14 protein-coding genes are annotated in these 12,317 nt (G+C 41.4%); 2 read left to right on the top strand and 12 right to left on the bottom strand.

Annotation, left to right across the window (positions count from 1 at the left end):
- Positions 1–161: 161 nt before the first annotated feature.
- The 4 genes from LCU_RS09375 to groES all read right to left on the bottom strand — a co-directional run bounded on the left by LCU_RS09375 (position 162) and on the right by groES (position 3,388).
- Complete coding sequence (locus LCU_RS09375; protein ID WP_080563390.1) at positions 162–479, bottom strand: C40 family peptidase; 318 nt, start codon at positions 477–479, stop codon at positions 162–164.
- 232 nt (positions 480–711) lie between these two features.
- Positions 712–1,188: a coiled-coil domain-containing protein gene (locus tag LCU_RS09370; protein WP_056967174.1), complete on the bottom strand. Its 477-nt coding sequence runs from the start codon at positions 1,186–1,188 to the stop codon at positions 712–714.
- A gap of 254 nt (positions 1,189–1,442) precedes the next feature.
- Positions 1,443–3,068 carry a chaperonin GroEL gene (gene groL, locus LCU_RS09365; RefSeq protein ID WP_004265033.1) on the bottom strand — a complete coding sequence of 542 codons (1,626 nt, stop codon included), beginning with the start codon at positions 3,066–3,068 and terminating at the stop codon, positions 1,443–1,445.
- Positions 3,069–3,103: 35 nt separating this feature from the next.
- A complete protein-coding gene (groES, locus tag LCU_RS09360; protein WP_004265176.1) occupies positions 3,104–3,388 on the bottom strand; it encodes a co-chaperone GroES in 285 nt (94 codons plus the stop codon).
- Between the two features lie 171 nt (positions 3,389–3,559).
- Between groES and LCU_RS09355 the strand changes: the two genes are divergently transcribed.
- On the top strand, positions 3,560–4,192 hold the full coding sequence (locus LCU_RS09355) for a CPBP family intramembrane glutamic endopeptidase (RefSeq protein ID WP_004265005.1): 633 nt from the start codon (positions 3,560–3,562) through the stop codon (positions 4,190–4,192).
- A 52-nt stretch (positions 4,193–4,244) separates the two neighbouring features.
- Here LCU_RS09355 and LCU_RS09350 read toward each other — a convergent pair whose 3' ends face one another.
- Positions 4,245–4,892, bottom strand: coding sequence for a redox-sensing transcriptional repressor Rex (locus LCU_RS09350; protein WP_004265080.1), 648 nt, complete (start codon positions 4,890–4,892; stop codon positions 4,245–4,247).
- Positions 4,893–5,087: 195 nt separating this feature from the next.
- Between LCU_RS09350 and LCU_RS09345 the strand changes: the two genes are divergently transcribed.
- Positions 5,088–7,031: an ABC-F family ATP-binding cassette domain-containing protein gene (locus tag LCU_RS09345; RefSeq protein ID WP_004265038.1), complete on the top strand. Its 1,944-nt coding sequence runs from the start codon at positions 5,088–5,090 to the stop codon at positions 7,029–7,031.
- Positions 7,032–7,181: 150 nt separating this feature from the next.
- On the opposite strand, the gene LCU_RS09340 is transcribed toward LCU_RS09345, so the two are convergent.
- The 7 genes from LCU_RS09340 to cysS all read right to left on the bottom strand — a co-directional run bounded on the left by LCU_RS09340 (position 7,182) and on the right by cysS (position 12,098).
- Positions 7,182–7,541, bottom strand: coding sequence for a YccF domain-containing protein (locus LCU_RS09340; RefSeq protein ID WP_004265057.1), 360 nt, complete (start codon positions 7,539–7,541; stop codon positions 7,182–7,184).
- 106 nt (positions 7,542–7,647) lie between these two features.
- Positions 7,648–7,965, bottom strand: a complete 318-nt coding sequence (locus LCU_RS09335; RefSeq protein ID WP_004265021.1) for a PTS sugar transporter subunit IIB — start codon at positions 7,963–7,965, stop codon at positions 7,648–7,650.
- 278 nt (positions 7,966–8,243) lie between these two features.
- A complete protein-coding gene (locus tag LCU_RS09330; protein WP_035185909.1) occupies positions 8,244–8,801 on the bottom strand; it encodes a sigma-70 family RNA polymerase sigma factor in 558 nt (185 codons plus the stop codon).
- A gap of 75 nt (positions 8,802–8,876) precedes the next feature.
- Positions 8,877–9,410 carry an NYN domain-containing protein gene (locus LCU_RS09325; RefSeq protein WP_004265051.1) on the bottom strand — a complete coding sequence of 178 codons (534 nt, stop codon included), beginning with the start codon at positions 9,408–9,410 and terminating at the stop codon, positions 8,877–8,879.
- A gap of 3 nt (positions 9,411–9,413) precedes the next feature.
- Positions 9,414–10,301, bottom strand: a complete 888-nt coding sequence (gene rlmB, locus LCU_RS09320; RefSeq protein WP_080752752.1) for a 23S rRNA (guanosine(2251)-2'-O)-methyltransferase RlmB — start codon at positions 10,299–10,301, stop codon at positions 9,414–9,416.
- Positions 10,288–10,695 carry a Mini-ribonuclease 3 gene (locus LCU_RS09315; protein ID WP_004265086.1) on the bottom strand — a complete coding sequence of 136 codons (408 nt, stop codon included), beginning with the start codon at positions 10,693–10,695 and terminating at the stop codon, positions 10,288–10,290. Before LCU_RS09315 ends, rlmB begins: the two co-directional genes overlap by 14 nt.
- Positions 10,692–12,098 (bottom strand): cysteine--tRNA ligase, encoded by a 1,407-nt coding sequence (cysS, locus tag LCU_RS09310; protein ID WP_056967009.1) that lies wholly within the window; start codon positions 12,096–12,098, stop codon positions 10,692–10,694. Before cysS ends, LCU_RS09315 begins: the two co-directional genes overlap by 4 nt.
- Positions 12,099–12,317 lie beyond the last annotated feature (219 nt).

The raw sequence follows: 12,317 nt of genomic DNA, 5'->3' as shown, positions 1-12,317 counted from the left end.
ACACAGTGACTTTTGAATTTCTCTATAACTTAAAAAAATAATTGCCGTTTATTCAAACAAATCGTATTCTACTATAGTTACGCATGAATTACTACCACAATTTAAAAAAGAACTGACCAAGGTAATCGAAACGCCTCGATTCCTTGGTCAGTTCTTATTTTTTATGATAAACGACGGGCAAAATCTGGTTTGTAATCTGAAATTTTAGTAATTCGAACTTTATCGCCAGGTTGTGGTGCTTGGATAAAGTAGCCATCCCCAATGTAGATTGCGACATGGTGGGCTGTTCCAACCCCTCCCCAGAATAATAGGTCGTTTGGTTGTAATTCATTGAGCGGTACATCTTTGCCTAACTTACTTTGATCTTGTGAAACACGGGGTAATTTAATCCCATTTTTAGCGTAAACGTATTGCACTAAGCCAGAACAGTCAAATCCTTCGGGTGTGGTGCCACCCCAAACATAGGGTCGCCTAAATATTTAACCGCTTCTTGGATAATCTTATTATTCATTAAATCCTTGTTACCAGTAATTAATGCGGCACCTGCATCACTCGCCGCTTTTTGAGCAGCCGCTTGCGCCTCTAATTCTTTCTTGAACTTCGTTTGTAGTTGCGTTAATTGGTCGTTAGCTTGTTGTTTTTGTTGATCTAAGTCCTTAATTGCAGCATCATTTTCCTGTGATAATGATACCAGCTTGGCCTGTTGCGCTTCTAATTCAGTCTTTTGTTCAGCTTTTTTTCAGCTAATGAGGCCGTTTCAGCGGCATTATCCGCCTTAGCGTCTAACAGTCGATTGATGATTGAACCTTTTTGGAATAAATCGCTCAAACTTTGGCTCGACAATAAACTATCGATCATATCAAGATTAAAACTGCTATCTCGTGTTTGTAATTGCCGCAGGTTACCTTCAATAATCGCCACTTGCTTTTGATAATCAGCAGATGTTTTGCTGAACTCGTCTTGTTTTTCTTTAATATCCGCCTGTTTTGCAGTCATTTGTTCGTTCAATTGCGTTGTTTTTAACGTTAAATTACTAATATTATTATTCAATTCGGATAGATGATCTTGTGCTGTCTTAATGGCAGTTTGCGTTTCTTCAGGCGTTGCTTGGACCGTTTGTGGTCGCGCTAAAAAGAAGCCACCTAACATTAAACAGGTTATCAGTATCCGCCGGTTTCGAAAAATCATTGTCAACACCTCCAACTATTATTATACCGCAATCAAAATTAATTAATAGGGTTGCGCACAATTTATATATGCGCATTTTTTTTGAAAAATAAAAAAGTTCCAAAACTTTTGCCAGTTTTGGAACTTTGGATTTAATCGTGCTTTTTGGTTATAACGACTTCCGCTTAACTACAAAACGAGCGTTATGGCAAAAACCGCCATAACGCTCGTTTTTAGGTTAATGCTCAGAACCAACCCGTTTCAAACGCACTTCTTTACATCATACCGCCCATTGCTGATGGGTCCATGCCTGCTGCTGGTGCTGGGTTGTCTTCTGGTTTGTCAGCAACCACTGCTTCAGTTGTTAACATTAAGGCCGCCACACTAGCTGCATTTTGTAATGCTGAACGTGTCACCTTAGTTGGATCTAAGATGCCGGCTTCAATCATATTTTCCCAGTTGCCGTTGGCTGCATTGTAGCCGACTTCAACTGGTTGTGATTTAACTTTTTCAACAATTACTGAGCCTTCAAGACCAGCGTTGGTTGCGATTTGACGAACAGGTTCTTCCAATGCACGAAGCACAATGTTAATCCCGGTTTGAACGTCGCCTTCTTCTTTAAGCGCAGCAACACTTTCGATCACATCGATTAATGCTGTCCCACCGCCGGCAACGTAGCCTTCTTCAACAGCTGCACGCGTTGCGTTCAAAGCATCTTCAATCCGATATTTTTGTTCTTTCAATTCTGTTTCTGTGGCAGCACCGACTTTAATCACTGCAACGCCACCAGCTAATTTAGCCAAGCGTTCTTGTAATTTTTCACGGTCAAAGTCTGATGTTGTTTCAGCAATTTGTTTCTTGATGTTTTCAACCCGTTCAGCGATGGCATCTTTGCTACCAGCACCTTCAACAATTGTTGTATCATCTTTTGTAACAGTTACCTTACCAGCTGTCCCTAATTGATCGATAGTTGTTTCTTTCAATTCTAGACCGAGGTCACTTGTAATCACTGTGGCACCTGTTAATGTGGCGATATCTTCTAATTGTTCCTTACGACGATCACCAAAACCAGGGGCTTTTACAGCAACCACGTTGAATGTCCCACGAATCTTGTTCAAGACAAGTGTTGGTAATGCTTCGCCATCAACATCATCAGCGATGATTAACAAGGCTTTACCTTCTTGCACGATTGATTGTAAAAGTGGTAAAACATCTTGAATATTTGAAATCTTTTTATCTGTAATTAAGATATATGGGTTATCTAGGTCAGCTTCCATCTTATCGTTATCCGTTACCATGTATTGTGACAAGTAACCACGATCGAATTGCATCCCTTCAACAACGCTTAATTCAGTATCAATCCCTTTTGATTCTTCAACTGTGATGACCCCATCGTTGCCAACTTTTTCCATTGCATCAGCAATTAAACGACCAGTTTCTTCGTTAGCTGATGAAACAGCAGCCACTTGGGCAATGGCATCTTTACTTTCGACTTTGTGTGAAATTTCGTGTAACTTCTTAACAGCTTCTTTAGTTGCTAATTCAATCCCACGACGAATCCCAACTGGGTTAGCGCCGGCTGTGACGTTCTTCATCCCTTCACGAATAATTGCTTGAGCTAAAACAGTAGCAGTAGTTGTCCCATCACCAGCGATGTCATTCGTTTTTGAAGCCACTTCAGAAACTAACTTAGCACCCATATTTTCAAAATGATCTTCTAATTCGATTGCTTTAGCAATTGTCACACCATCATTAGTAATTTCTGGTGAACCGTAAGCTTTTTCCAAAACAACGTTCCGGCCTTTTGGTCCTAATGTTGTTTTCACTGTGTTGGCTAATTGGTCAACCCCTGCCAACATTTTTGAACGTGCGTCTTCTGAAAATTTAAGTTCTTTTGCCATAATTTATTCACCTCAAAAAATTTTTTTGTTTATTATTATTCAACAATAGCCATAATATCTTTAGCATGGAGCACTAAATATTGTTGACCTTCATATTCAACTTCTGAACCTGCATATTTATCGTAAATAACTTCATCGTTTTCTTTAATATCAAGTGGAATTCGTTTGCCGTCACTTGTTAATGTGCCGGTACCAACTGCGACTACTTTGCCGGTTTGTGGTTTTTGTTTAGCATTACTTGCCAAAACAATCCCACCTACTGTTTGTTCTTCTTCGTCTTTAACGGCGATAATCACGCGATCTTCTAATGGTTTTAACACTTAAAATCCCTCCATCAATTTTACTTTTTTAGCACTCTATCATCTCAAGTGCTAATCACAATTTTTATCATAGCATTTTTTCAGAACATTGCAAGTATTATGCTAGCACTTTTGCAATTTGAATGCTAATACGCTAAGCTATTGTCACAACAACCTTTGAGGAGCTTTCACATGACGCTATACAAACAAAATTTTTCAATTATCATTAGCTATTTGTTCATTTTATTGATTCCTAGTGCAGTCGTCCGTTTTGGTCATCTATCTGCCTCGTTTTTTCTAATCACAACCATTGTTGATTGCCTCGGTGCCGCCTGGTTACTCTATCTTAATCAACGCACACAAGCCAATGCCATTGAGCAGCGGCCTTTCCCACTCAAACCCATTATCATTTGGGGGTTGTGTGGCATTGTACTGGTCTTAGTAATTCAGATTCTCGCCGGCTTCATTGAACAAAACATTCTCCACATCACTGCCAAATCGCTCAACACCATTTCACTGATGACCATGATGCAACAACAACCGTTTCTTATTTTAGCAACGACCATCGCCGCACCGATTATGGAAGAAATCACGTTTCGCAAAGCAATCTTTGGTGGATTAGCCAGTCGCTTAAACCGCATTTTAGCCGCCATCATTTCAAGTTTACTGTTTGCTTTTTTACATCAGGACGGGCATTTGTTAATCTACACGGCCATCGGTCTTTTCCTATGTTGGCTGTACCGCAAGACAGGTTCGATTTTCACCACAATCATCAGCCATGCTGGGATGAACCTGATCGTCACTTTACTGTATCTCAATCGTTAAAAAAAGCGTTCAAACAGGCGGCTACTACGAGCAACTTGTTTAAACGCTATTTTTATTCTTGATTTTGTTCATCAGTATAATTATCGAGGAAGTAAATCAAAGTTTGTAGTTCTTTAGCCAAATCAACATTTTGAATCCGCACGTTTGATGGCACAGAAATTCGAATTGGCGTAAAGTTCATAATCCCTTTAATCCCAGCGGCCACTAATTCATCGGTGACTTCTTGAGCTTCATCAATTGGCACTGTTAAAATGACAATCTCGATCTGTTGGTTCTTCAATTGTTCGGCCATCTCGTCCATTGAATAGACAGGAACACCGGTTTGAATTGTTCCAATCATTTCGGGTTTAACATCAAATGCTGCGCTAATCCGAATATTATTGGTTTGCTTAAAGTTGTAGTTCAATAAGGCGTGGCCTAAATTCCCCACCCCAATCAATGCAACGTTTGTCAATCGATCTTGGTTCAAGGTCTTCTTGAAAAAATCTAGCAACGAAGCGACATCATAGCCATAACCACGTTTGCCCAGTGCACCGAAATATGAAAAATCACGACGAATTGTCGCACTATCTACTTTAACTGCTTCAGATAATCCAGTAGAGGAAATTTTAGTTTTCCCTGAATTGTTCAAAAAGTTTAAATAGCGGTAATATAAAGGCAATCGTTTTGCAGTTGCTCTTGGGATATTATTCTCAACCATTTGAAACCTCCTTTTTGATTTGCTTGTGAAAATAGTGTAGTACCATACTGAAATCATACTGAATTTTCTTGTGAAAAGCAATATATTTACAATTTTGACTGTCCATCGTTTAAATCTGTTATGATAGTTGACAGTAGTATTATAAAAATGAACGCAATTAACTTTAAAAAACACCGCACGAAAGGATTTTTAGCCGTGATATTATTACAAGTTCAACAAGTCGCACGCAGTTTTGGCGGCGATTACCTTTTCAAAAACGCACAACTCGAAGTACAAGACCGCGCCCGTGTTGCCCTCGTTGGTCCAAACGGGGCTGGTAAATCAACCTTATTAAAAATGATTGCCGGCATCACAACGCCTGATGAAGGCCAAATCATTCTTAGCAAAAATGCTCAAGTCGGTTACTTAGCGCAAGATAGTGGCTTAGACTCAACCCGGACAATCTATGCGGAGATGTTAACCATTTTCGATGATCTCCGCCAAATGGAAGCCCAAATGCATGAACTCGAGACCGCAATTGCGGACACAACCATTGACCATGCTAGCGAAGAATATGCAGCCTTACTAAAACGATATGACCAAGTCCAACACGATTTCTCTGAAGCTAATGGTTACGGCTATGAAGCCGAAATCCGTGGCGTCTTACATGGTTTCCAATTTCCAGAAGACACCTTTGAAAAGCCAATCAGTACACTATCGGGAGGCGAACGCTCGCGACTCGCACTTGCTAAGTTATTGCTTGAGAAAAAAGACGTCCTTATTTTGGACGAACCAACGAACCATTTAGATATCGAAACACTAACATGGTTGGAAAATTATTTACAAACTTATCCCGGTGCCTTGCTCACCGTCTCGCATGACCGGTACTTCTTAGATAAAATCACTAAAGAAGTCTACGACATGAGTCGCCACACATTGACCCATTATACCGGTAATTACAGCCATTTCTTAAGTTTAAAAGAAGCTAACCTCTCACTCGAATGGAAGGCTTATGAAAAACAACAAGCTGAAATCGATAAACTTCAGACCTTTGTTGATAAAAACTTAGTGCGCGCAAGTACCACGAAACAAGCCCAAAGTCGCCGCCGTCAACTCGAAAAGATGGATAAATTAGACCGGCCGCAAAACGAAGCCGGTAAAATTCATTTTCATTTCGAAAGCGAACATCCAAGCGGTAACGAAGTATTGCAAGTAAGCGATGCCGCTGTCGGCTATTCCCCCGATAAAATCATGGTACAACCAATCAATTTTGAAGTGAACCGCCACGAACGCTTAGCCATCATCGGACCTAACGGAATTGGTAAATCGACCCTTCTCAAAAGTATCTTGCACCAAATTCCGTTCATCAAAGGCCATGAAAAAGTCGGTAGTAACGTTTCAATGGGCTACTACGATCAAGAGCAACGCAATTTACACACTAACAAAACCGTCCTCAACGAATTATGGGATGAACACCATACAACACCTGAAAAGGAAATTCGCACACTACTTGGTAGTTTCTTATTCACCGGTGACGATGTTTTAAAGGTTGTGTCACAACTCAGTGGTGGTGAAAAAGCCCGCTTACTCTTGACGAAACTCGCGATGAACCATGACAATTTCTTAATCATGGATGAACCAACGAACCATTTGGACATTGATAGCAAGGAAGTCTTGGAAAAAGCCCTCCGTGAATTCGATGGCACCGTCCTCTTCATTTCCCATGACCGGTATTTCATCAATCAAGTCGCCACTGGCATTATCGAACTATCAGATACTGGTAGCAAACGATACCTCGGTGATTACGATTACTACCTCGCCAAGAAAGCTGAAGAAACAGCTTACGCAGAAGCAGCTAGCCAAAACAGTGCAATTATCCAACCAAGTGCCAATGCACTAGATGCCTACAAAGCAAGTAAGGAAAACCAACGTGCACAACGGAAACTAGAACGCGAAGTTACTGCTTTAGAAGAAAAAATGGCCGCACTAGAGACTAAGGCCAACGCAATCCAAGAACAAATGACCCAAGCAGACGTAATTACTAAACCCCTCATGCTTCAAGAACTACAACAAGACCTAGAAAAAGTCCAAGCTGAACTCGCTCAAACAGAATCAGACTGGGAAGAACAAGCGATGGCACTAGAAGAACTAACACAATAGAGTGCGTCAAAAGCCGGTTATGCTGCGAGCATCAGCCTAACAAGGCGAATGCTTGCTACAAGCAATCGTTTGACTTGTGTAGCTAAGCACAGAAATATGCCTGCACCACATAAAAAAGGGTAGCGATCAATATCGTTGCCCTTTTGCATTTTAATTAATTTGTTTGCCGAACGGACTTAACGATAACGCCGCTAGCTTAAAGTGTTGCCGGCCAAATGGAATCCCAATAATCGTAATTGATAATAATAGCCCCCAAAAGACATGGCTCGCCCACATCACAAGACCACCTAAGAAAAACCAAACAATGTTTAATAAAAACGAACCTGCACCCCCCGTTGAAACAACGGTTGCGTTAAACGGCATCAAGGTCAATGCGCCAATCTTAAAACATTGTAGCCCGACTGGAATTCCAATAATCGTAATACTCCAGGCAATCCCCAGAATAAACCAACCGATAGCCTCTACTAATCCCCCGAATAGCCACCAAATTAATGTACCAATTAAACTCATTGAATAAACTCCTTTATACTTGATTACCTTAATTATACCTGATTCATAAACAAAAAAAGCGGTAGCCGCCTAAAAATAGGTCGCTACCGCTTTTCTTAATCTTTTTTTAACCGATTAATGCTAACGCTTGTTTCAAGACAGTTTCGCCGTCCATCATGCCGTAAGCCTTCATATCAATTACTTCAACACCGATTCCTTTTGGTGCCAATTTTTCTTTAAATTGACCTTCCATGAAACGAACTTGAGGGCCTAATAGTACGCAGTCAATTTTTTTAGATTCGAGTTGGTTGTCTGCATCTGAAGCGCCAGTTGCAAAAATTTCTGCGTCTAAACCTTGTGCTTCAGCGGCCTTTTGCATCTTTGAAACTAATAAACTTGTTGACATCCCTGCTGCACAACATAACATGATTGTTTTTTCTGCCATAATGAATTACCCCTTAAATTTTAATTGGTTAGAAAGCGATAAAAGGCTTATAAAAAGCGTTTTCATTTCCTCTATGTTTTTAGTATAAGCGCTTTCTTTATTAATGTCAATTAATGTTATTTAAAAATATATAAGCCGCCCATTTTGTTGACCTATCCCAATCATTAACCTGTCACCTGTTATTTTATCGCATGAAAAGTATTTTTTATGCTCCCTACTAAACACAAAAAACTGCTAACCAATGCCTAAAAATCGTCGGTTAGCAGCTTTTAGCTATTTTATTGTTTAGTATAGAATCGTTTTAATTTTGTCTGGCAACGCGATTGTGCCCGTTTCATCTGTTCAAACGTGCAATCTAGCTGGCTACACGCTTGCTCAACTGCTAGTTGCCCCGTCAAAACCCGAAAGGCCACTAACTCTAAAGCAGATAGTGTCTCTAAGTACGCCCGCATTTCAACCGTTGACTGATAGTATGCCACGGTATCTTCAGCGAGCGCATTGCATTCCGGACAACAATCAAATAACAGGGCTTGCTGATCGACCCGTCGTTTCTGAGCAAGTTCTTTGCGAATCAAGTTTAATACGTGGTGGTGAAAGCGTAATTTATAAAAACCACCAAAACTTTTGCCGCAATTTTGATCATAACACTGGCAAGTCTCATAACAGACGATTCGCGCTTCTTGTAACCAATCGTCCTCATCAAATAAGCGAATATAATATGGAGTAAAGGTGCGATAAACCATTGGTAGGTAGGCTTTAAATAAAACATCCAACGCCTCAGAATCGTTTTCAACCACCGCTTGAATTAAGTTTGCATCACGTTTTGCTAATTCCATCAATGAACCACCTCTCACGCAACCCCACGCCTTTATCTTAACAAGTTATCGTACATTTATTAAGAGAACGTTTGTTTAATCATCTTTTTCAGCACTTAGTGCATCTCGCACCTGTGCAAGTTGATCTAGTTGCGCCGGATTCCACGGCATATTCCGTTGCAAGGTCCGATCATGATAATGCTTGGCATCATGGTCAATTTCACGGTGCGTTCGGCGAATCTCACGATAAAAATCGTGCGAAGACACCCGCAATGCGCCCCGTGAAAAAATCGTCCACTGCTCAGCTTGATCACTCGAAACCACCGTCACTTGCGTAATCGGCGACATTAATTTACCCGCTAAGCCTTCGATATAACTGTCCGCTGTTTCATCCTCATCGGTGAAGACAACTTCCAAATTATACTGCACATAACTTTGTTTAATCCCTGGCACATACATTGCATCAAATACTAAGATGACTTCAATCTCACGAAACTTGCGATATTCTGATAATATCTGCAATAAGCGATCACGCGCATCCGCGAGATGATCATTTTGTTTCAACTTATTCAGCTCGGGCCAGTTCCCAATGATATTATAACCATCTGCAATTAAGATCTGTTTTTTCATCTGCTATACCAAAGGTTGACGGCTATTATAAGCCTGATACATTAAAACCCCCGCAGCGACACTCGCATTTAAACTTTGCACATGACCGACCATTGGAATCGTCAACGTTTGATCAACTTCTTTTTTAACAATTGGTGAAAGCCCCTTGCCTTCATTACCAATGATTAAGCCGATTGGTCCTTTAGCATCCCACTTACGATAGTCGGTACCAGCCATATCGGTGCCAAAAATCCAAAGACCACGGTCCTTCAATTTCTTAATTTCTTGTGTTAAGTTCGTGACACGCGCCACTAGGATATGTTCGATCGCACCAGTCGATGTCTTAGCAACTGTTGATGTTAACCCCACCGCACGATGCTTAGGAATAATAATCCCATGCACACCAACCGCATCAGCTGTCCGCATGATTGAACCCAAGTTGTGGGGATCTTCCAAGTTATCCAAGATTAAGATAAACGGTTCTTCTTCTCGGGCTTTGGCCTTAGCGAAAATATCATCAACACTCGCATATTCAAACGGTGCGATTGCTAAGATAATCCCTTGGTGATTTTGACGGTCACTCAATAAGTCCAACTTATTTTTAGGCACATTTTGAATGATTAGACGTTTTTCTTTCGCTAATTTCACAACATCGTGGACAAAGTCAGCCTTCAAGCCATCTTGTAAGAAAATTTTATTGATTTTCTTCGCATCACTGGTCTTCAATGTTTCTAAAGAAGCGTGTTTTCCGATGACGAAATCAGTTTGTTCTTCAACAACTGCTTCTTCGACGGGTGCTGCTGGTTTCTTGTTAGCTGGACGGCGCGTTGGCTTTGCCGAATTATTGGCCGTCCGACGACTATTGAATTCGTTGTTCTTTTGTTTGAATGGTTGGTTATTATTTTTTCTCATGGGTCCTCCCAGCGTCGACTTGTTGAATACACCAGTGGGCTAATTCAGCGACGCGCTCTTGTTGTTCAGTTAAGTATAGATAGCCAAAAACTGCTTCAAAGCCCGTTGAGGTCCGATAAGTCGAAACACTCGTATTCTTGGCTTTCGTATAACTTTTGGCATTTCTACCGCGTTTAAAAATATTCATTTCTTCTTCTGTTAAATAATTATCATCGATCATCAAACCAATCAAAGCAGCTTGCGCTTTAGCCGACACATAATGTGTCGCCACTTGTTGCAAGCGCGTTGGTTTGGTTAAACCGAGTTCTAGCAAATGGGCGCGGACATACACTTCGTAGGCTGAATCGCCCATATATGCCAACGCAATCCCGTTTAGTTGTAAAGCATTTTTCATGCGCGTCTCCATCTCATTCCTTGTGGTGTATCTTCCAAAATAATCCCTTGTTCTTTCAATTGATCGCGAATCGCATCGCTGCGGGCAAAATCCTTTGCTGCCCGTGCATCTTTGCGTTCTTCAATCAAGCTTTCGACCTCTGCGTCCAACAGTTGGGCCGCCTTAAACTCAACACCAAAAATGGCTAACAAGCGCGTTAGACGGGTAGTTAAATCCACTAACGTACCAGCTTGGACGGTAGCCCGTTCCAGGTATTGATTACTAAGCTTAGCGAGTTCATACAATTCTGTTAACCCGTTTTGCACGTTAAAATCATCATCCATCGCTGTCACAAAGGCGTCTTCCAAGCTTGCCGCTTGTGCGGCAATGTCTGCGTCTGCACCCGCTTCAGCAGTCGCTTGGCGGAACGCTAAGTTATCGAGGGTCGTTTTTAAACGATCCAGATTCGTTTGCGCTTCAGCTAACAATGATTCACTGTAGCGGATTGGTCGGCGATATTGCGTGCTACTCATCAAGAAACGTAATGCTTGTGGATTAACTTCTTGAATCAAATCATGCACCGTCACGAAGTTGCCCAGTGACTTACTCATTTTTTGATCATCATCCCCGACTGTCACAAAGCCATTGTGCAACCAATAGTTGACAAAATGTTTACCAGTCTTCGCTTCACTTTGAGCAATTTCATTTTCATGATGTGGGAATTCTAAATCTTGGCCACCGCCATGAATATCAATCGTATCGCCTAAATATTTGGTCGACATGACCGAACATTCGATGTGCCAGCCTGGTCGACCCTTACCCCAAGGTGAATCCCAAGCAATGTCGGTCCCTTTTTCTGACTTCCAAAGGGCAAAGTCGATTGGATCTTCCTTACGTAGGGTTTCTTCGGTTGCTGTATGTTCGCTGGCCCCTTGTTCGAGCTGATCGATATCTTGACCAGCTAGATGTCCATAGTCCTTAAATTTACGGGCACGATAGTAAACATCGCCATCAACGGCATAGGCATAACCTTTATCAATTAAATCTTGAATGAACGCGATAATTTCTGGAATGTTTTCTGTCGCCCGCGGATTGAGCGTCGTCGTTTCAATATTAAGTGCTTGGGTGTCTTCTTTAAAAGCGGTGATATAGCGTTCAGCTAATTCCGGAACCGTGATTTGTTCCGCATTCGCAGCCTTAATCATCTTGTCATCAACATCGGTAAAGTTTGAGACATAATCGACTTGATAGCCACGGTATTCGAGATAGCGCCGAATCGTATCAAAGGCAATCGCACTGCGCGCATTCCCGATATGAATATAGTTATACACAGTTGGTCCACAGACGTACATTTTAACGCGGTCTGCTTGAATCGGTTTGAAGACTTCTTTTTGACGTGTGAGGGTATTATAAACGGTTAACATCGAATCTTCCTTTCTTAAACGTGCTCTTGCAGGCTTATTTCTGCGCTTAACCAAATTTGCCCAATCGGCGATTGCATCGCCAATTCGTCAAATCCAGTTAATGCTCAAAATATAACCACCTGCTGTCGCACTCTTCTTCTAAACGTGCTTTTTGAAACTGACTTCTGTGCTTTGCTCCATACCGCAAACGATCGCCGGTGGCGCTCCCTCACGGTATTA

It is taken from the genome of Latilactobacillus curvatus JCM 1096 = DSM 20019 (genome assembly GCF_004101845.1).
GTDB lineage: Bacteria > Bacillota > Bacilli > Lactobacillales > Lactobacillaceae > Latilactobacillus > Latilactobacillus curvatus.
The sequence above is the reverse complement of the archived record's forward strand: the minus strand, read 5'-3'. Positions and strand labels throughout refer to the sequence as shown.